General features: G+C 63.3%; 16 protein-coding genes. 11 read left to right on the top strand and 5 right to left on the bottom strand.

Features of this window, described 5'->3' with window-relative positions; translation table 11 throughout:
• Positions 1–52 precede the first annotated feature (52 nt).
• Both QQL24_RS10745 and QQL24_RS10740 read right to left on the bottom strand, forming a co-directional pair.
• The gene (locus QQL24_RS10745; protein WP_284311985.1) at positions 53–1,156 is read right to left on the bottom strand and encodes a DALR anticodon-binding domain-containing protein; all 1,104 of its coding nucleotides are present in this window, start codon (positions 1,154–1,156) and stop codon (positions 53–55) included.
• A 122-nt stretch (positions 1,157–1,278) separates the two neighbouring features.
• The gene (locus QQL24_RS10740) at positions 1,279–2,490 is read right to left on the bottom strand and encodes a deoxyguanosinetriphosphate triphosphohydrolase (protein WP_431310672.1); all 1,212 of its coding nucleotides are present in this window, start codon (positions 2,488–2,490) and stop codon (positions 1,279–1,281) included.
• A gap of 177 nt (positions 2,491–2,667) precedes the next feature.
• Between QQL24_RS10740 and QQL24_RS10735 the strand changes: the two genes are divergently transcribed.
• The 9 genes from QQL24_RS10735 to xth all read left to right on the top strand — a co-directional run bounded on the left by QQL24_RS10735 (position 2,668) and on the right by xth (position 11,391).
• Complete coding sequence (locus QQL24_RS10735) at positions 2,668–3,801, top strand: TIGR03364 family FAD-dependent oxidoreductase (RefSeq protein WP_431310668.1); 1,134 nt, start codon at positions 2,668–2,670, stop codon at positions 3,799–3,801.
• 15 nt (positions 3,802–3,816) lie between these two features.
• Positions 3,817–4,620, top strand: a complete 804-nt coding sequence (gene phnX / locus QQL24_RS10730) for a phosphonoacetaldehyde hydrolase (RefSeq protein WP_284311983.1) — start codon at positions 3,817–3,819, stop codon at positions 4,618–4,620.
• Positions 4,620–5,960, top strand: a complete 1,341-nt coding sequence (gene pbfA / locus QQL24_RS10725) for a (R)-1-hydroxy-2-aminoethylphosphonate ammonia-lyase (RefSeq protein ID WP_284311982.1) — start codon at positions 4,620–4,622, stop codon at positions 5,958–5,960. The genes phnX and pbfA overlap by 1 nt, the downstream gene beginning before the upstream one ends.
• 102 nt (positions 5,961–6,062) lie before the next feature.
• Positions 6,063–7,079 (top strand): 2-aminoethylphosphonate ABC transporter substrate-binding protein, encoded by a 1,017-nt coding sequence (locus QQL24_RS10720; RefSeq protein WP_284311981.1) that lies wholly within the window; start codon positions 6,063–6,065, stop codon positions 7,077–7,079.
• A 2-nt stretch (positions 7,080–7,081) separates the two neighbouring features.
• Complete coding sequence (locus QQL24_RS10715; protein ID WP_284311980.1) at positions 7,082–8,224, top strand: ABC transporter ATP-binding protein; 1,143 nt, start codon at positions 7,082–7,084, stop codon at positions 8,222–8,224.
• Positions 8,217–9,074, top strand: coding sequence for a 2-aminoethylphosphonate ABC transporter permease subunit (locus tag QQL24_RS10710; RefSeq protein ID WP_284311979.1), 858 nt, complete (start codon positions 8,217–8,219; stop codon positions 9,072–9,074). Before QQL24_RS10715 ends, QQL24_RS10710 begins: the two co-directional genes overlap by 8 nt.
• 2 nt (positions 9,075–9,076) lie before the next feature.
• Complete coding sequence (locus QQL24_RS10705; protein ID WP_284311978.1) at positions 9,077–9,877, top strand: ABC transporter permease subunit; 801 nt, start codon at positions 9,077–9,079, stop codon at positions 9,875–9,877.
• Positions 9,878–10,173: 296 nt separating this feature from the next.
• Positions 10,174–10,503 (top strand): iron-sulfur cluster insertion protein ErpA, encoded by a 330-nt coding sequence (gene erpA / locus QQL24_RS10700; RefSeq protein WP_284311977.1) that lies wholly within the window; start codon positions 10,174–10,176, stop codon positions 10,501–10,503.
• A gap of 105 nt (positions 10,504–10,608) precedes the next feature.
• On the top strand, positions 10,609–11,391 hold the full coding sequence (gene xth / locus QQL24_RS10695; protein WP_284311976.1) for an exodeoxyribonuclease III: 783 nt from the start codon (positions 10,609–10,611) through the stop codon (positions 11,389–11,391).
• A gap of 164 nt (positions 11,392–11,555) precedes the next feature.
• On the opposite strand, the gene QQL24_RS10690 is transcribed toward xth, so the two are convergent.
• Entirely contained in the window at positions 11,556–12,320 is a 765-nt protein-coding gene (locus QQL24_RS10690; RefSeq protein ID WP_284311975.1) for a FecR family protein, read from the bottom strand.
• Positions 12,321–12,548: 228 nt separating this feature from the next.
• Here QQL24_RS10690 and QQL24_RS10685 point away from each other — a divergent pair, with 228 nt between their 5' ends.
• The gene (locus QQL24_RS10685; protein WP_284311974.1) at positions 12,549–14,789 is read left to right on the top strand and encodes a CHASE2 domain-containing protein; all 2,241 of its coding nucleotides are present in this window, start codon (positions 12,549–12,551) and stop codon (positions 14,787–14,789) included.
• Between the two features lie 94 nt (positions 14,790–14,883).
• Here QQL24_RS10685 and QQL24_RS10680 read toward each other — a convergent pair whose 3' ends face one another.
• Together QQL24_RS10680 and betC are read right to left on the bottom strand one after the other, a co-directional pair.
• Positions 14,884–15,675 (bottom strand): tetratricopeptide repeat protein, encoded by a 792-nt coding sequence (locus QQL24_RS10680; protein WP_284311973.1) that lies wholly within the window; start codon positions 15,673–15,675, stop codon positions 14,884–14,886.
• A gap of 495 nt (positions 15,676–16,170) precedes the next feature.
• A complete protein-coding gene (gene betC / locus QQL24_RS10675) occupies positions 16,171–17,691 on the bottom strand; it encodes a choline-sulfatase (protein ID WP_284311972.1) in 1,521 nt (506 codons plus the stop codon).
• A 140-nt stretch (positions 17,692–17,831) separates the two neighbouring features.
• Between betC and QQL24_RS10670 the strand changes: the two genes are divergently transcribed.
• Complete coding sequence (locus QQL24_RS10670; protein ID WP_284311971.1) at positions 17,832–18,542, top strand: HAD family hydrolase; 711 nt, start codon at positions 17,832–17,834, stop codon at positions 18,540–18,542.
• Positions 18,543–18,847 lie beyond the last annotated feature (305 nt).

The following is an 18,847-nucleotide window of genomic DNA, read 5'->3' as shown; positions in this document are numbered from 1 at the left end:
ACCAGGCTGGCCGATCGCTGAGGCGATCAGCGGTTAGGATGACCGATCTCGTTCAGCGGATTTCGTCCGGCGCACAGACGCCGAGCAAGGCGAGCCCAGACTTAAGCACCGCCTCGACTCCGCGCACCAATGCCAAGCGGGCGCCCGTTAACAATCGATCATCAACCCTAATGAAGCGTAAATGCGGCGCCGTGAGGCTTCGATAATATTGTGCATGCATTACGCTAGCGAGATCGTGCAGGTATCGGGCGAGCCAATGAGGTTCGCCCCTGCGCACTACATGATCGATCTTCCTTGGATATAGGGCGAGGAGGCGAAGAATCAACCTGGCACCCTCGTCAGCGAAGGCGTTCGGGTCCCAGGACGTCGGTTCGGCGAGGCCGGGAAGGGCCAGTTCGCCCTTCTGCCGTATCGCGCAGCAACGGGCATGGGCATATTGGACGTGGAAGAGCGGGTTGACTTGGCTGAGGTCGGTCAGCAGGGCTGCATCGAGCGTGACCGGGACGGAGCTTTGCTCCATCAGAATGCCAAGGCGCGTAGCGTCCTCTCCGATCTCAGCCGTCAGGTCTGCCAGCGAGAGATTGGCCTTTGATGGTTTTCCGCTTTGCACGAGCCGTACGAGTTGCCCCAGCCTAACCGTGAAATCACCTTCGCCATTCAACCGATAGGATCGGCTGGCGCGAAAGCCCGTGAAATCCAGCATGTTGGCAAGCGCGTCGCCCATCACCGCGCCGCGCGCATCACCGGATTGGAGCGGCACGGTTTCATCGACGGGCAGGAAGCCGATGTCGACCTCCCTTCCCTCGCCCCACTGGCCACGGCCGTAATTCTTGCCCTCCGCGAGCAAGGTGGCCAGCATCGCTCCCCAGGCCCGCGGTGCAACGGCGAGGTTGAGGAAGCCTGGGCCGGCGACGTCGATCTCGGCGAAATCGAGAGTGCCGCGTAGCTTTGCGGCCAGCGCTTCAGCGAACAGGCGCCGTTCCAATCCGGTCTCGTTGTTCGATCCGAGGGCGATCGCCGAGGTGAAGTCACCACGGCCGTCCTCGCGGGATGGTTCCACCTGGATCGTCTTGGGCAGGGCGGAGATGGCGCCCTCCGCAAGCAGCGCCAAAGCGGCCTCACGCAGATGGCCTTCCAGCTTGCTTAGAAAGTCCATGATGGGCGCGCATGCTGGGAGCGCGGACGTCCTCGTCCGCTCTGCCTTGGTGGGCGGGCGACTCGTTTCCAAGAGGCGGACGCGGACGTCCGCGCTCCCAGGGTTATCCCTGCGAGGTCGCATCATCGCAGTTCCGGTGCGGAGCCGAACAGGCGGCGATGTTCGTTGAGCGCGAATGTGTCGGTCATGCCAGCGATGTAGTCGGCCACGCGGCGGGCGCGTTTGTCTTCCCCTGCCTGCTCGAGGCCTTCGCACCATTCCGCCGGCATCAGCGTGATGTCGGCAAAAAGCCCGTGGAACAGGCGCTTGACCACCTCTGCTGCGTGCGCCCGCACGCGCATCACGCGCTCATGGCGGTACATGTTGGGATAAAGGAAGCCCTTGATGCCCTTGTCGGCCGCACCGACCCGCTCGGAGAACGCCATCAGCGCCCTGCCCGCATGGCGGACATCGTCGCTGGAGAGGTAACGCCCCGAGGTGAAGGCTGTGGTGCCCTCGGCGATGACGTCCTCCACCAGCCGTGTGATGACGCGGCGCATCAATTCGTGCGTGGTGCGGCTGCGGTCGAGCCCTGGATGGCGCGCGGCGATATCGGCCAGGAGTTCGCCCGCCAGAGGGACCTGCTCCAGATCCTTGAGCTCGAACAGGCCGGCGCGCAGGCCATCGTCGATATCGTGGGCATTGTAGGCGATGTCGTCCGCGATCGCGGCGGCCTGGGCCTCGGCGCTGGCGAAGGTCGTGAGCTCCAGGTCCTGCTGCGCCTGATATTCGAGGATCGCCATGGGAATGCCGCGTGCGCGATATCGCTCCGTCGGCTGGCCATCGGTGCCGAGCAGCGGCCCGTTATGCTTGACCAGGCCCTCCAGCGTCTCCCAGGCGAGGTTGAGGCCGTCGAAATCGGCGTAGCGCCGCTCGAGCCGCGTGACGATGCGCAGCGACTGGGCGTTGTGGTCGAAGCCGCCATAGGGACGCATCACCTCATCGAGGGCATCTTCGCCGGTGTGGCCGAAGGGCGTGTGGCCGAGATCATGGGCGAGTGCGAGTGCCTCGGCGAGGTCCTCGTCCAGCGCCAGCGAGCGGGCAAGGGAGCGGGCGATCTGCGAGACCTCGATCGTATGGGTAAGACGCGTGCGATAGTGATCGCCCTCATGCGCCACGAAAACCTGGGTCTTGTGCTTGAGGCGGCGAAAGGCGGTGGAATGGATGATGCGGTCGCGGTCGCGCTGGAAGTCGGTGCGTGTCGGCGACTGCGGCTCATTGAACAGGCGGCCGCGCGATTGCGGCGCCACCGCCCAGGGGCCGCGCGGCCTCACCACGCAATCGGGTATCTGCACCCCCGCCATCCGCCCTCGCCTTCACATTCCATGCTTTCGATCGGTCGCAATGGCCTTAACCCGTTGCGGGTGCGTGTGAAAGAGGGATGTGCCATGGCGCCCGCCCAACAGAATGTCACATTCCGTTCAAACGACGGTAGTATGCGGCTCCCCTTCCCCTACCGGTAATTGATCCCGATGCCGATGCCCTCTCGCCCCTTCGACCTCGCCGTGGTGGGCGCCGGCATTTGTGGCCTTGCCCATGCCCTCGCCGCGGCTCGCAGGGGCAAGCGCGTGGTGGTTGTCGATCGCGATGCGCAGGCCAATGGCGCCTCGATCCGCAATTTCGGCTTCATCACCGTCACCGGACAACAGGAAGGCGAATGCTGGCAGCGGGCCATGCGTTCGCGCGATATCTGGGTCGAGGTCGCTGACAGGGCCGGCATCCCAGTCCTGCAGCGCGGGCTCCTGACCATTGCCCGCCGCCCGGCAGCACGCAGGGTGCTGGAGGAGTTCCTGGAAACCGAGATGGGGCGTGAATGCCGCCTCGTCGAGCCGGGCAATCTCGGTACCTATGGAGACGGGCTCCGGAGCGAGAGCTTCGCCGGCGCACTTTACAGCCCGCACGAGGTGCGCGTGGAATCGCGCGAGGCGATCCCGAAACTGGCGGCCTATCTGGCCGAACAGCTCGATGTCACCTTCCTGCGCGAGACGGTGGTGCATGCGGCCACGCCGCCGCGGCTCGAAACCAGCCGCGGTCCGGTGGAGGCCGAGGCCGTCGTGGTCTGCCCGGGCGATGATTTCCACACGCTCCATCCCGAGCGGATCGCGGCCTATGGCCTGACCCGCTGCAAGCTGCACATGCTGCGGGTGTGGCCCAGGCGTTTCGATGAAAGACTGCCGGCGCTGATGTCCGATCTCGGGCTGGTGCGCTATCTAGGCTATGCCGAGCGGCCGGCCGCCAAGGCGTTGAAGCAGCAGCTGGAAGCCGAACAGGGCGAGCACCTAGGCAATGGTGTCCATCTCATCGTGGTGCGCAGCGCCGATGGCTCGCTGGTGGTCGGCGATTCCCATCACTACGCGCCGACGCCCGATCCCTTCGCGCCCGAGGGTGTCGATGCGCTGATCCTCGATGAATACGCCCATATCCTCGAAGGGCCGGCGCCCGAAGTGACGGAGCGCTGGATCGGCACCTATGCCTCGGCGCCCGACCGCCTGATGCTGATCGACCGCCCGTCCGACGCGCTGCGCATCGTCCTCATCACCAGCGGCACGGGCGCAAGCACCTCCTTCGCCATCGCTGAAGAAGTGATCGGCGAACTCTATGGCTGATTCCGGAGACAGAGCATGAAGCACCTGAAAGCGGTTATCTTCGACTGGGCCGGCACGGTCGTGGACTTCGGCTCGCTGGCGCCGATGGGGGCCTTCGTCGAGACCTTCGCCGAATTTGGCGTCGAGATCTCGATCGAGGAAGCCAGGGGCCCGATGGGCATGGCGAAACGGCCGCATATCGCCGCGCTGATGGCGCTGCCGCGGGTTGCCGAGGCCTGGGCCAACAAGCATGGGCATGCGCCCATGGAGGCCGACATCGATGCCGTCTATGCGGTATTCGTACCGAAGAACAAGGCCGTGGCGGCGAGCTACGCGACGCTCATCCCCGGCGCCGCCGAAATGGCCAAGGCCGTCAGGGCGGAGGGTCTCAAGATCGGTTCGACCACCGGCTACACCCGTGAGATCATGGCCGAGATCACGCCCGAAGCAGCCAGGCAGGGCTTTGCGCCCGACAGCCTCGTCTGCACCGGCGATACGCCCGATGGACGCCCCACGCCCTTCATGCTCTACAAGACCTTCCTCGAGCTCAGCGTCTGGCCGGCGTGGCACGCGGTGAAAGTCGACGATACCGAAGTCGGCATCGCCGAAGGCATTCACGCCGGAGGCTGGGCCGTGGGCGTGGCGGTCAGCGGCAATGTCTTCGGCCTGTCCGAGGCTGACACCAAGGCTCTTGCACCTGCGGATTTCGCGCGCAAGCGCCAGGCCGCCGCCGATCGGCTGAATGCAGCCGGCGCCCATTACGTCATCGACAGTGTCGCCGATCTCCTGCCGGTGCTGTTCGAGATCGAGGGCCGGCTTGAGCGCGGTGAGCGGCCGTGATGAAGGACGATCCGGCGCTGAGCGAAGGCGACGTCAACCGTTCGCCCCTGCGCGCGGCCTGGCGGGCAGGGTTGAGCGAGGAAACGATCGCCTTGCTCGACGAGGACGAGCGCTACTTCCTGCATCAGTCCCTCTCCACACCCTGTCTCGATGTGATCGAGCGGGCGGAGGGAGCCACGCTGATCGATATCGAGGGACGCCGAATCCTCGATTTCCACGGCAACAGCGTGCACCAGCTCGGGCATGGCCATCCCAGGGTGGTCGCTGCCATCAAGGCCGAGCTCGACCGCCTGCCCTTCAGCCCGCGACGCTACACCAACCGGACGGCCATCGAGCTCGCCCGTCGGCTTGCCGAGCTGGCGCCGGGCGATCTCGGCAAGGTGCTGTTTGCTCCCAGCGGCGCGGCGGCGATCGGCATGGCGCTGAAGCTCGCGCGCTATGCCACCGGCCGCCACAAGACCCTTTCGATGTGGGATGCCTTCCACGGCGCCAATCTCGATACGATCTCGGTGGGCGGGGAAGCACTGTTCCGCGCCAATCTCGGCCCGATGATGCCGGGCAGCGAGCACCTGCCGCCGCTGCACCTTGCCGAGCGTTTCTTCGGGCCGGACCGCCCCTTCGAGCGTTTTGCCGACTATATCGACTATGTCCTCTCAGTGCAGGGCGATGTGGCTACCTTGATCGCCGAACCGATGCGTTGGACCACGGTCGAGCCTCCGCCCCCGGATTTCTGGCCGCGGGTGCGGGAGAGCTGCAACCGCACCGGCACGCTGCTGATCTTCGACGAAATCCCCAGTTGCCTTGCCCGCAGCGGCACCATGTTCGTGTATGAGCAGGCCGGCGCCACGCCCGACATCCTGGTGATCGGCAAGGGCCTGGGGGGTGGCATCATGCCGATGGCCGCCATCATCGCCGACACGCGCCTCGATGTGGCTCCGCAGGCGGCTCTCGGCCATTACACCCATGAGAAGAGCCCCGTCGGCTGTGCCGCGGCTTTGGCAACACTGGACGTCATCGCGGAGGAAGGCCTGGTGCAGCGGGCGCGGGATCTCGGTGAAGAGGGCCTCACCCGTCTCGCCGATCTGAAGGCGCGCCATGCCGTGATCCGCGATGTCCGGGGATGCGGCTGCTATTTCGGAGTCGAGATCGGCGGCGACGGCCAGGCGGCCGCGAACGCCCTCGCCGACAAGCTGCTCTATGCCTGCCTCGAGCGCGGCCTCAGTTTCAAGCTCGGCGGCGGCAATATCGTTACGCTCTGTCCGCCGCTGACCATTGCGCAGGAGGAATTCGCCTCCGCCTTTGCAACCCTGGATAAGTCCTTGTCGGCACTGCACTTGTAACGGTGCTATTTTACCAGTAAACCAAACGGCGAACTGTCACAACAGGTTCATCCAACGGTCCTATCGCAAAAGCAGTTACTGCCAACGAGGATGGGTTCAAGGATGAAAACTGTGCTTTTCGGCGCGGCGCTGACGGCTGCCGCCATGTTCGTGACGCCAGTCTGGGCGGCTTCGGACGTCGTCACCATCTATTCGGCCGACGGCCTGCATGATGGCAAGGGCAGCTGGTTCGAGAGCCAGTTCGATGCCTTCACCAAGGCGACCGGCGTCAAGGTGCAGTATATCGAGGCAGGTTCGGGCGGCGTGGTCGAACGCGTTGCCAAGGAGAAGTCGAACCCGCAGGCCGATGTGCTCATTACCCTGCCGCCCTTCATCCAGCGCGCTGAAGGCGATGGCCTCCTGCAGAAGTATAAGCCGGATGCCGCGGCTGAAATCGACGGCGGCAGCGACACTTACCAGCCGCTGGTCAACAACTACCTGAACTTCATCTACAACGCCTCCTCGCTCAAGGATGCTCCCAAGTCCTTCGAGGACCTGCTCGATCCCAAGTTCAAGGGCAAGATCCAGTACTCGACTCCGGGCCAGGCCGGTGACGGCACCGCCGTGATGCTGCAGGTCATCCACGCCTTCGGCGGCCGCGATGCCGGCTTCGACTTCCTGAAGAAGCTGCAGGACAACAATGTCGGCCCCTCCGCCTCGACCGGCAAGCTGACCGCTCTCGTCAACAAGTCGGAGCTGTTCGTTGCCAATGGCGACCTGCAGATGAACATGTCGCAGATGGATCAGAACCCGAATATCCGCGTGTTCTGGCCGGCCGGCCCGAATGGCGAGCGCTCCACCATGCCGCTGCCCTATTATATCGGCCTGGTCACCGGCGCGCCGGATGGGGATAACGGCAAGAAGCTCATCGAGTTCCTGCTTTCCAAGGACGCCCAGTCGACCGTCTCCTCGGTCGCCATCGGCCTGCCGGTGCGCAAGGATGTCACGCCGACCGATGCCAACTTCAGCAAGCTGAAGGAAGCGCTCAATGGCGTGACGATCTGGACCCCGGATTGGGCCAGCGTGCTCAAGGATCTCTCCGCCGACGTTGCCCGCTGGCACAAGGCGACGGAGGGCTGACGATGTCGATGGCGGCTTATGCTCCTGCAGGCGCACAGAGGTCGGTAGCTGAGGCGGCCGACCGGGCGGGCTCATCCGTCTCTTTCGATCGGGTGAGCGTCGCCTATCGTGGGTTTGTGGTGATGAAGCCGCTGACGCTCAATGTCGAGGCGGGGGAAATCCTCGCCTTGATCGGGCCCTCGGGCTCGGGCAAGACCACCGCGCTGCGCGCCGTCGCTGGCTTCGTGCGGCCCGCCAGCGGGCGCATCCTTATCGGCGAGACCGACGTGACCGACCTGCCGCCCTATGAGCGCGGCCTGGCCATGGTGGTGCAGAACTATGCGCTGTTCCCTCATATGCGCGTGGAGCAGAACGTGGCCTTCGGCCTCCACGCCCAAGGCGCCCCCAAGAACCTCATCGCCGACCGGGTCGAGGATTCGCTGCGCATCGTCGGCATGTCCACCTACGCCAAGCGCTATCCGCGCGAGCTTTCCGGCGGCCAGCAGCAGCGCGTGGCCATTGCCCGCGCCCTTGCCGTTCGCCCCCGCGTGCTTCTGCTGGACGAGCCTCTGTCGGCGCTCGACGCCCAGATCCGCCGCTCCATGGTGGAGGAGCTCGCCAAGCTCCACCGCACGCTGCCGCATCTGACCGTGCTCTATGTCACCCATGACCAGAGCGAGGCGCTGACGCTGGCCGACAAGATCGCCATCATGCAGGACGGCATGCTCAACGCCCACGGGCCGACAGCCGACCTCTATCGCCGTCCGCCCAACCGCTTCGCCGCGGAATTCCTCGGCCGCGCCAATATCCTGCCCGTTTTCGTGGAAGACAATGGCAGCGCCAGCGGCTTTGCCAAGGTGCAGATCGGCTCGGCCAGCGTGCTTGCCGCCGCGAGCGACCGGCCGAACGGCAGCAAGTGCCTGCTCTGCGTGCGCCCGCAGCATCTCGCCCTCCAGCCCGAGGGCAGCGACGTCAACACCATCACCGGCACCCTCAAGGATGTGCATTGGCAGGGCGAGCTCACCCATCTCGTCCTCGATGTCGCCGACACGCCAGTACGGGTGGTGGTGACGCGCCCGCCTGTCCTGCCGCCGGCGGGCAGCGCGATGAAGATCCACTTCTCGCCGTCCGACGCCAGCCTCATTCCAGAAGACGCCCATGTCTGATACCGCCCTCGCCAGCAAGCGCTCGGCCTTGCCTGGTCTGGGCGGCTTGTGGATCGTGCCGCCGGCGATCATCCTCGCGATCCTGTTCTTCTATCCGCTCGCCTTGATCGCCCGGCAGGCCTTCCTCGATGAAAGCGGTCTCTTCAACATCCAGCAATTCTTCGATGTGCTGGGCTCGCGCTTCTTCCTGAGCGCGCTCATCAACACCATCGAGATTGCGGTGTCGGCAACGGCCGGCTGCCTTATCCTCGGCCTGATGCTGGGCTTGATCCTGGCGTTCGTGCCCTTCCCCGGCAGCGTGCTGGTGGCGCGGCTGATCGATACCTTCATCGCTCTGCCGACCTTCCTGGTCACGCTGGCCTTCACCTTCCTCTACGGGTCGGCCGGCATGCTGAACGGGGCGCTGATGCACACTTTCGGCCTCGGAGCGCCGCCTGTCGATTTTCTCTATTCGGCCTGGGGCGTGATCCTGGCTGAGGTCACGGTCTACACGCCCTTCATCCTGCGCCCCCTGCTCGCATCCTTCTCGCTGATCGACCGCGGGCAGATCGAGGCGGCCAGCATTCTCGGTGCCCGGCCCTGGCGCATCGTACGGCAGATCATCCTGCCGACCGCGGTGCCTGCCCTGATCGCGGGCGGGAGCCTGTGCCTGCTGCTGACGGTGAACGAATTCGGTGTCGTGCTGTTCATCGGCGCCAAGGGCGTGATCACCCTGCCGCTCCTCATCTACGACAAGGCGATCCAGGAATCGGACTACCAGACCGCCTGCATCATCGCGGTGGTCAATGTCGCGCTGTCGCTGGGGCTGTTCGGACTCTACCGCTTCGTCGCACGCAGGTTTGGGGTCTGAGCATGCTGGTCTGGTCTCGTTCCGGTCGCGTCGTGATCTGGGCTTTCGGCGCCCTGCTTCTCACCATCCTCTTCCTGGCCCCGCTCGCGGTGATCCTGATGGCGAGCTTTGCCGAACAATGGAATGGGGTGATGCCGACAGGCGTGACGCTGGAGAATTACGGCGACGTCTTCACCGGCGCCAATGGCGATGCGGTCTGGGCGAGTCTGGTGACGGCGCTGCTCGCCAGCCTCCTGGCCCTGGCGACGGGCACCTGGGCCGCCCTCGCCCTGCGGCTCCAGGGCGAGGGCCTGCAGAAACTGTTGGGGCTGTTGTTCTTCATACCAAGCGCCGTGCCTTCGGTTTCGGTCGGCCTCGGCCTGCTGGTTGCCTTCAGCCAGCGCCCTATCCTGCTCAACGGCACGATCGCCATCGTGATCGTGGCCCATTTCGTGCTGATCTCGGCCTTCACCTTCGGCAATGTCTCGGCCGGCCTGTCCCGTCTCGCGCCCGATTACGAACAGGTTGCCTCCTGCCTCGGCGCGCGGCCGGCCTACCGCCTCTGGCATGTGACCCTGCCTCTGATCGCACCCTATCTGATTGCGGCCTTCGGGCTGAGCTTTGCTCTCTCGATGGGCGAGCTCGGGGCCACAGTGATGGTCTATCCGCCGGGCTGGGTCACCCTGCCGGTCGCCATCTTCAGCCAGACCGACCGCGGTGCTATCTTCTCCGGCGCTGCGCTGACCATGGTGCTGGTGGCCGCCACGCTGTTGTTGCTGGTCGGCCTCGAGCGCGTGCCGATGAGGGCCAGCACCAACCGCTGAGGCTGCCATGCGCGGCCGGATGCGCTTGAGCATTGAATACCAAGCGTTTCATGCCTAATTTCAAGGGCAGTAGCAACTACCGCATCGGACCTGATTTCTGAATCGGTTCCGATGCTGTAGATTCTCGTCGTTGCATCGTGGCGGTCGAAAACGATCTGCGGCTTTTGCCCCGATGCCTAAAGCGTTTTGCGATTTGTCGGAATCGGCAAGAATCGCAAAGACGCGTCGAAACAAAGAATTAGAGCAAAGAAGCGTTTACGCTTAAACGCGCTTTGCTCCAGAGGTTGCAGGACGCCATGACCCCTACCGTTTCCGTCAGCGAGCGCGCCGCTCGCCGGATTGCCAAGATCCTCCAGGGCGAGCCCGTGGGCTCGATGCTGCGCATCAGCGTCGAGGGCGGCGGCTGCTCCGGCTTCCAGTATAAATTCGCTTTCGACACCGAGCGCCATGAGGACGACCTTGCCATCGCTCGGGAAGGCGCCACCGTGCTGATCGATGAGATGTCGCAGCACTATATGGAGGGCGCAGAGCTCGATTATGTCGAGGACCTGATCGGCTCCGCCTTCAAGATCAACAATCCGCAGGCGCTGGCCGCCTGCGGCTGCGGTACCAGCTTCTCGGTGTAGCCTGGAGCAAAATGCGTTCCGGCAGAAGCGACCCTCAAGTTAACTCCTTGTCATCAAAAGAATTTTGCGATTCTTGGTGATTCAATCCGAAGGTGAAACACTCTCGTGCGCGTCGCAAGCTGGAACGTCAATTCGATCCGTCAGAGGCTTCCCCACCTGCTCGGCTGGCTGAAGGATGCGCAGCCCCACGTGGTCTGCCTGCAGGAAATCAAATGTCTGGATGAAGCCTTCCCCTCGCTGGAGATCGAGGCGATGGGCTACAACGTCGCCATCCACGGCCAGAAGACTTTCAATGGCGTCGCTATCCTCTCCAAGCATCCCTTCGACGAGGTGAAGGCGCGCCTGCCCGGCGATGATGCCGACGAGCAGTCGCGCTATCTGGAGGCGGTGATCTCGACCGAATCCGGCGCGCTACGCGTGGCCTCCATCTATTTGCCGAACGGTAATCCGGTCGGCACGGAAAAATACCCCTATAAGCTTGGCTGGATGGAACGGCTGAGAGTGCATATCGCCGGGCTGCTGACCCTGGAAGAGCCCTTCGTCATGGCCGGCGATTACAACATCATCCCCATGCCCGAGGATGCCAAGAATCCGGCTGAGTGGGTGAATGACGCACTGTACCTGTTGCAAAGCCGCGCCAAGTTCCGCGAATTGCTGGCGCTTGGGCTGACGGACGCCTTTCGTGCCTGCGAGCACGGGCCGGGCCACTTCACCTTCTGGGATTATCAGGGCGGCGGCTGGCAGAAGGACAACGGCATCCGCATCGACCATCTCCTGCTCTCCCCCCAGGCAGCCGCTCGCCTCCAGGGCTGCGCCATCGACAAGGCGATGCGCGGCCAGGAGAAGGCTTCGGATCACGTGCCGATCCGCTGCGATCTCGCGCTCTGAGCTCTCGACAGCCTGACCGAATAATCGCGGAAACCTCGGCTTCTTGTCATCCCCGGCCTTTTCCCCCACCAGACTTGTCTGGTGTAGATCCAGGGTGGCGCGGCACCGGCAAAGTTGCGTCAGGATGCCCGGTTCCGACCTCTGAAGTCAGGCAAACCAGGAGACTATTGCGCCGGTGCGCCGAAGCCACCACGCCGCGTTGGCGGATTGAAGGTCGGGAAGTTGAAGCCCGGTCGGTTCTGCCCGTTACGCCCAGGGGGGCGGCCGCCATATGGGCCGCACAGCGCGGCTCCGGCCGTTTGGGCGCAACTGAGCGTGACGATCACCGGCGAGCCACCCCGTCGCGTCGTGCCGCCAGGCAATACGGTCAGCGTATCGCCTGGGCGCCTGAGCACGGGGCAGTTCTGGCGCTTGCGTTCCTGGTCGGTCGTCCGGCCCGCCTGGCGCGGGCAGATTTCAATGGCGCCTTCCCAGATCGTGTAGCGCTCATAGGCAGCGCTGATTTCGGCCGTGAAATTGGTGCCGCGCACGCCGATGCCAGCCAGCGGCGTCTCGATCCAATAGGCCTTCTTGCGTGAGACGCCGGTGGCGAAGCGGAAGACGCCCTTCGACAGGCCCACCACCACGTCGCTGGCCTGCCCTCCCGAATAGACGAAACGGTCGAGCTTGACTGAGGAGTTCGAGCCGAGCGCCAGCCGGGTCTGGTCGAGGAACTTGATCTCAAGAACGCCCGTGGGGCCGGTTTGCACGGTCTCGTCGCGATAGACGGGAACGTTGATACCGAGATCCCCGGAAACCGTCCCGACCGCAGCCGGCGTCACGCCAACCGCATCGCCTATCGCTTCGGCAGCAAGGGCTCCTGGCGAGGCCAGCAATGACGCTGCGATAACCCCCAGGGCAGGCAGATATGAAAGGCGCGAAAGCGGCATGCCGGCAAACCTGTTGGAGCGAAACAGCCTCTGGAGGAGAAGAAAAGGAGAGATAGGGGTGTTGATGCATCATGACGCATTCGGACATCCGATCAAGGGGCCATTTCCGCACTCCACATTGCCAGCCAACCTGTCCAGAACCTTGGAATAGGCCGACAAATCTCTGGTAGAATGTTGCGATTTCATCCAGAAGATAATTGGAAGCCGGGAGATGAGCGTGACATCGATATGCGACTGAAGCGCTTTCTGGGCTACCCTCTGATCGTGGCCGTGCCACTCCTGATCGCCAGCCTGCTGACACTTTTCTCCCCCTACCCGCTGCCCCGCCTCAGCGAAATCGTCTTCGACAGCTATCAGCGCTGGCACGCACAGCGCCGCGATCCTGATTCGCCCGTGCGCATCGTCGCTGTTGACGAGAAGTCGCTGGCCGAGGTCGGCCAGTGGCCATGGCCGCGCGATACAATTGCCAAGCTGACCCAGAAGCTCACCGATGCCGGGGCGGCGGCGATCGCCTTCGATATCGCCTTTGGCGAGCCCGATCAGAACTCCCCCAACAGGCTTGTCAAACGGTTGCCGACAAGCGAGGAGCGCAATGCTCTCGAAAAGGCGATATCGTCAACCGACGCTTCCTATGATGCCGTTTTTGCGAAGACGTTGAGACAGTCCCCCGCCGTCCTCGGCTTCATCGGGGGTGATGCAGGTACTCCTGTCACAGCCGAGCCGAAACCTGCCACCCGGTGCGACGAGAAGAATGACCTCGTGCCGGCCTGCTTTACCGTCCTGGGCGATGACCCCGTCGACTTCGTGCCGCGCTTCGATAGCGCGGTGATGCCAATTCCTGAGCTGTTCGATGCTGCACAGGGCATTGGCGCCATCAACTGGATCCCTGAAGCCGACAGCGTCATTCGCAAGGTGCCCATGCTGATATCGGCAGGCGGCAAGCTGGCGCCGTCGCTGTCCCTCGAAGCAATTCGGGTCGCGCTGCATGCCAGGAACATCCAGGTGCGCTCCTCCAATGCCAGCGGGGAGACGGCCTTCGGCCAGAAGTCCGGCGTCAACGCCATCCGGATCGAAAACGAGGGCAGCGATACCGGTTCGCCGGACCAGATCATCATCGACACCGAGTGGAACGGTGAGATCCGGCTGATCGCCCGCAGATCCGATCCCGGATCCTGGATCCCGGCCTCCTCGGTGCTCGACGGCTCGTTCAATCCGGACGAGGTCCGGGGCCGCATCGTCTTTGTCGGTGCTGTCGCCATTGGCCTGCGCGATCAGAGAACCACGGCGGTCGAGCCGGCGATCCCCGGCGTCGAGGTGCACGCCCAGGCTGTTGAACAGATCCTGGCCGGCGCCAATCTGGTGCGGCCAGATTGGATGCAGGCGGTCGAGGCCTTCCTCGTGCTCGCGCTGGGCGGGCTGCTTGCCTGGATCCTGCGGCGCACCCGCAATATGCCGCTCGTTTCGGCGACAGCAGGCCTCTCGATCCCGATCCTGCTCGCCTCCTGGTCATGGATCCTGTTCGTGCGCGAAGGCTTCCTCTTCGACGCCGTGATACCGGACATCGGCATCCTCTGCGTGTTCCTGACGGCGACGATCTATCACTTTCAGGAGGCTGAGCATCGCCGCGCCGAGGTGCGTTCCATGTTCGGCCGCTTCGTGACGCCGGCGGTGGTCGAGCGCCTGGTCGAAGCGCCCGACCGCATCGTTCTCGGCGGCGAGATCCGCGAGCTCACCATCATGTTCTCGGACGTTCGCAACTTCACGGGCATCGCCGAGAACCAGTCGCCCCAAGGCGTCGTCTCGCTGATCCGTCGCATCCATACGCCCGCCACGGAGGCCGTGCTCAAGCATAGCGGCACCATCGACAAGTTCATCGGCGACGGCATGATGGCCTTCTGGAACGCTCCGCTCGACATGCCCAACCACGCCCTGCTTGCCTGCAAGGCAGCGCTCGACATCGCCGAGATGGCGCGCAATTTCGAAGACCCGCCCATCCAGATCGGCATCGGCCTGCATACCGGGGAAGCTTGTGTCGGCAATCTCGGCTCCGAGCAGCGGCTCGAATATTCAGCGCTCGGTGACGCGGTGAACCTGGCTGCTCGCATCGAGCCGCTGACCAAGATCTACGGTGTGGAAATCGTCGTCACCGAAGACACCTGCAAGGCCGCCAAGGACCTGCCCTTCCTGGAAATCGACCGCGTGATGGTGCGCGGCCGCCAGGGGGCCGCAGGCCTGTTTGCCCTGCATACCGGTCCGGTTAGCCAGGGTTTCGCCGATCTTCAGGCTGTTCAGAAAGAGGTCCTGGCCTATTACCGAAAGGGTGCCTTTGCCGAAGCGCTGGAACTGCTGCAGAGGAATGCCGCCCTCTATGAGGGCGCCTATAGCCGCTTGCATACCTATTACAGCAACCACTTCAACAACTTGATCATGAATCCGAAAGTCGGCTGGCAGGGCGTGACCCAACTCTAAAGCAACATGCGATCAGAATGACGATGCATCCAATCTGACAGGCAAACACTCTGAATTGGCCTTGTCGGCTTTCTGCCCTCCCGGCTTCCAGCGCTCAGGAGTGATCCTTGAGGAATTGCCCGAGATAGGTCAGGCACATGTCACGCTCATCCGGCGTGGCCTTGGCGAAGGCGTCGTTATAGAGGTCAACGATCCACTGATCGCGGTCGCCGGAGGCTCCATCCCGCGCCAGGGTCAGATACATCAGGCCGCGGGCCGCCTGGCGGGGCATGTCGTCGCCCGAAAACAGCACATGGCCGAGAACCGCCTGGGCCGGGTGGTGGCCCTTGTCCGCCGCCAGGCGCAACCAGCGTGCCGCCATCATCGCATCGCGCTGCTGGGCGGCATTGCCGTCGAGATAGATACGGCCGAGATTATACTGTGCGTCGCTGTCACCAAAATAGGTGGCGGCGTATTGGAACATCTCGTTGGCGTGCCTGGGATTGGGCTGGATGCGCGAATTCGGGATGCCGCTCAGGTAGTATGAGCCGAGAGCCACGATGGCGCTGGAGACGAAGCGGGCCTGCGGCGTATCCGGGCTGTCCTCGCCATGGGCATCCACGATGGCCTGATAATACTGGAAGGCCTTGTAATCGTCGTGAGGGACGCCATCGCCCTCCGAATACATGCGCGCCAGTTTCCATTGCGCCAGCGCATGGCCTTTGCTGGCGGCAAATTCCAGCATTTGCGAAGCGCCGGAGAGATCGCCTGCCTTATAGGCCTGGGTGCCCGATCGGAAGGCCTCCATCGGGGTTGGATCGTCGGCGGGCGTCTTGGTGCCATCGAAGGCATGCGCCCCCAGGCAACAGCCAAGCGTGAGCAGGACACCCAGGCCGCTCGCCTGCAAAATCGAGAGAATCCAGGCCGACTTCCCGCCACGGCGCAAACCAGCCGGAACCCTGCGCGCAAGGTCTGGCGAAAAATGCCGGTCGGCTATGAGGGAAACATCGGTCATGGAGGAGGAAGTAAAGGAAACTTCTGCCGATTTTTGGGCCGCTTCACGGCGGCACCGACGCAAAAGCGGCAAAGTTGATGGCTTTTTCACGACATCGGCGGACAGCACCGCAATACCCCTCGTGCTGCGGTCATTGCCGCAGGCAACAAGGGCGCCGTTCGCTGCCTGTTTGTGAAAAGCCATATTCAAATTCGACCGCCACTCAACCACTGTCACTGCTGTCCGCCGGCGGCTGAGCACAAGTCGGCTCCCCGTCGGCGAGGTGAATTCAGCGGTTACTTTGTGGCAGGATCTGGGCCAAGCCGACGACAGAGCGGTGTAGACGGAAGACTTAAAATCCGTGTTGCTCGATTGCCACACAGCCCAATGAAGCATTAACCATAGGTGTCACGGTCGCACTCGAGGATAGCGCGCCATGGCCTCAAGATCATCAAGATCAATGCTGTTGCGCATATATTGTTTGGAAGCATCCCTGAAGGGCTGGAAATCCCAGGGATTGATCTTTCCCAAGGTAAGGGCCGCGTCGACGACTCTACGGCGGCGCTGACTCTGCCGAACCGCCTCATCGATCTCGGCAAGGTTCCAGCGCTCGGACGCTTCCTTGCGGAAGCCTTCGAGCACACTGGCATGCTCCTGGCTGGCGGCAAGATTGGTGAGCTCTGCCGGATCGGCGCTGAGGTCATAAAGCTGGTCCGGATCGGCCGGGGAATGCACGAATTTGAAGCGGCCCCTTCGAATCATCATCACCGGGGCAAGGGCGCCCTCGGCCAGATATTCGCCGATCACCTCGTCACGACCGCCCTGCCCGGTGCAATGCGGCACCAGGCTGTGGCCATCGATATCGGTGAGCGCCCCGGCAGCCTCGGGATCGGCCATATCGACGAGGGTCGGCAGGATGTCGACCAGCGATACACTCTCCTCGACTCGATGGGGCTGGTAGAGCTGGGGTGCCGAGATGATCAGCGGCACTCGGGCGGAGTTCTCGAACCAGCTCATCTTGTACCAGAGCCCGCGCTCGCCCAGCATCTCGCCGTGGTCGCTGGTGAAGATCACAATGGTATTGTCGGCAAGGCCCGCCGCTTCCAGCGCTTTCATCAGCTTGCCAACATTGGCGTCGATATAGGAGATCGCTCCGAAATAGGCACGGCGAGCGTTGCGGACCTGCTCCTGGGTGATCTCAGCGTTGTCCATGTCGCAGACATGGCGCAGACGCTTGGAATGGGCGTCGAGATCGCCGGGCGCCATGTCGTGCTCGGGCAGCGGGATCTCGACGTCGGCGTAGAGATCCCAATATTCCTTCGGGATCGCATAGGGATCGTGCGGATGGGTCATCGATGCGATCAGGCAAAGCGGGCGCTTGTCGGGGCTGCGCACGTGGTCATAGATCGCCCGTTCGGAGGTGAAGACCACCTCGTCGTCGAAGTCGAGCTGGTTGGTGCGCACCGTCTGGCCGGCATCCGTCACCGAGGACATGTTGTGGTACCAGCTCGGCCGCCTTTCCGGATGGTCCCAGTCCGGTGTCCAGCCGTAATCTGACGGGTAGATATCGGTGGTCAGGCGCTCCTCGAAGCCATGGAGCTGGTCGGGGCCGCAGAAATGCATCTTGCCGGACAGTATCGTCTTGTAGCCCGAGCGGCGCATGTAATGGGCCCAGGTTGGAATATCGGCGCGGAACTCGGACGCATTGTCGTAGACCTGCGAGCGCGAGGGCAATTGCCCGCTCATGAACACGGCGCGCGAAGGCGAGCACAGCGGCGAATTGCAATAGGCACTGTCGAAAACAACCCCCCGCTCCGCCAGCTTCGAGATGTTCGGTGCCTTGACGAGATCGAAGCCATGCATCGGCAGGAAGGCGGGTGAAAGCTGATCGACCATGATGACGAGGATGTTGGGCTTGGTCTGTGACATGAACGGCCTGAGACTCTGGGCGGCAGGATCGTCGATTGTTGTAAGACACCGCCAAACAGGCCTTGCCCGCATCCGACGCGGGCTGGCTTCCGCGACGCTTTTGGGACTATTGGAAGGAATTCGGATTCAGGTTTGACGCCATGGCAACTGTCCTGCCCCACCTCACCACGATCGGTTTCGACGCCGACGATACGCTCTGGCAAAGCGAGCAATATTTCGGCATCGCCCATGAGGAGTTCGTCGGCCTGCTGGCCGACTTTGCCGACCGCGAAGCGCTGCTGGCGCATCTCCTCGAAACCGGCATGCGCAATGTGCGCAGCCATGGTTTCGGCATGAAGACCTTCACTTTTTCGATGATCGAAACGGCGATCGAAATCAGTGGCGGCAAGGTGCCAGCACACACGATTGGCCGGATCCTGGCGATCGGCAAGGAGATCCTCAGCCATCCGGTCGAACTTCTTCCGGGCGCTGGCGAGACGGTGGAAAAACTGGCCGGATCTTACCGGCTGGTGCTGATCACCAAGGGCGATCTGTTCCATCAGGAGAGCAAGGTCGAACAATCCGGCCTCAAGGGCATGTTCGAGGCTGTCGAGATCGTCAGCGAGAAAAGCGCGGACACCTATGCCCGCGCCTTCTCACGCCATGGCGACGGGCCAGCCAGCAGCATGATGATCGGCAATTCGCTGAAATCGGATGTGATACCGGCCCTCCAGGTCGGCAGTTGGGGTGTCTACGTCCCCCACCACCTGACCTGGGTCTATGAGCACGCCGAGGCGCCCTTGCACGAGCCGCGCTTTAGGGAGATCGAGGGGCTGGTGGAGCTGCCTGCGTTGCTGGAGGCGCTGAAGTAGCGGGGCGGGTCTTCTGACCCGCCTGCCCACGTGCCCTGCTTACAAAATACGACGCTTCTTTGGCGGGTCTGAAGAGCCTGACGCAAAAAGCGCAGCAGGGCCGAGAATGGCTCAATTTTTGTCATGCCCGGGCTCGTCCCGGGCATCCAGACGCCACTTTTCAGGCCTTTGCGTCAGCCTGGATTACCGGGACAAGCCCGGTAATGACAAAAAGTCGAGGTTCCGTCGACTTTCCGGTCAGGCTCTGAATTCTACTGTGTCACGAAGTTCGTTGGTATGGTGTTTTTGCTGCTCTGGCCTGGCAG

The sequence above is a fragment of the Labrys miyagiensis genome (assembly GCF_030160835.1).
Lineage (GTDB): Bacteria > Pseudomonadota > Alphaproteobacteria > Rhizobiales > Labraceae > Labrys > Labrys miyagiensis.
Note: the sequence above shows the minus strand (reverse complement) of the source record. Positions and strands in the feature narration are given on the sequence as shown.

Excerpts from the sequence above, each read along its gene's own strand:
- QQL24_RS10745 (WP_284311985.1), bottom strand. The coding sequence starts at position 1,156 with ATGGACTTTCTAAGCAAGCTGGAAGGCCATCTGCGTGAGGCCGCTTTG.
- QQL24_RS10735 (WP_431310668.1), top strand. The coding sequence starts at position 2,668 with ATGCCGATGCCCTCTCGCCCCTTCGACCTCGCCGTGGTGGGCGCCGGC.
- phnX (WP_284311983.1), top strand. The coding sequence starts at position 3,817 with ATGAAGCACCTGAAAGCGGTTATCTTCGACTGGGCCGGCACGGTCGTG.
- pbfA (WP_284311982.1), top strand. The coding sequence starts at position 4,620 with ATGAAGGACGATCCGGCGCTGAGCGAAGGCGACGTCAACCGTTCGCCC.
- QQL24_RS10720 (WP_284311981.1), top strand. The coding sequence starts at position 6,063 with ATGAAAACTGTGCTTTTCGGCGCGGCGCTGACGGCTGCCGCCATGTTC.
- QQL24_RS10715 (WP_284311980.1), top strand. The coding sequence starts at position 7,082 with ATGTCGATGGCGGCTTATGCTCCTGCAGGCGCACAGAGGTCGGTAGCT.
- QQL24_RS10710 (WP_284311979.1), top strand. The coding sequence starts at position 8,217 with ATGTCTGATACCGCCCTCGCCAGCAAGCGCTCGGCCTTGCCTGGTCTG.
- QQL24_RS10705 (WP_284311978.1), top strand. The coding sequence starts at position 9,077 with ATGCTGGTCTGGTCTCGTTCCGGTCGCGTCGTGATCTGGGCTTTCGGC.
- erpA (WP_284311977.1), top strand. The coding sequence starts at position 10,174 with ATGACCCCTACCGTTTCCGTCAGCGAGCGCGCCGCTCGCCGGATTGCC.
- QQL24_RS10690 (WP_284311975.1), bottom strand. The coding sequence starts at position 12,320 with ATGCCGCTTTCGCGCCTTTCATATCTGCCTGCCCTGGGGGTTATCGCA.
- QQL24_RS10685 (WP_284311974.1), top strand. The coding sequence starts at position 12,549 with ATGCGACTGAAGCGCTTTCTGGGCTACCCTCTGATCGTGGCCGTGCCA.
- betC (WP_284311972.1), bottom strand. The coding sequence starts at position 17,691 with ATGTCACAGACCAAGCCCAACATCCTCGTCATCATGGTCGATCAGCTT.
- QQL24_RS10670 (WP_284311971.1), top strand. The coding sequence starts at position 17,832 with ATGGCAACTGTCCTGCCCCACCTCACCACGATCGGTTTCGACGCCGAC.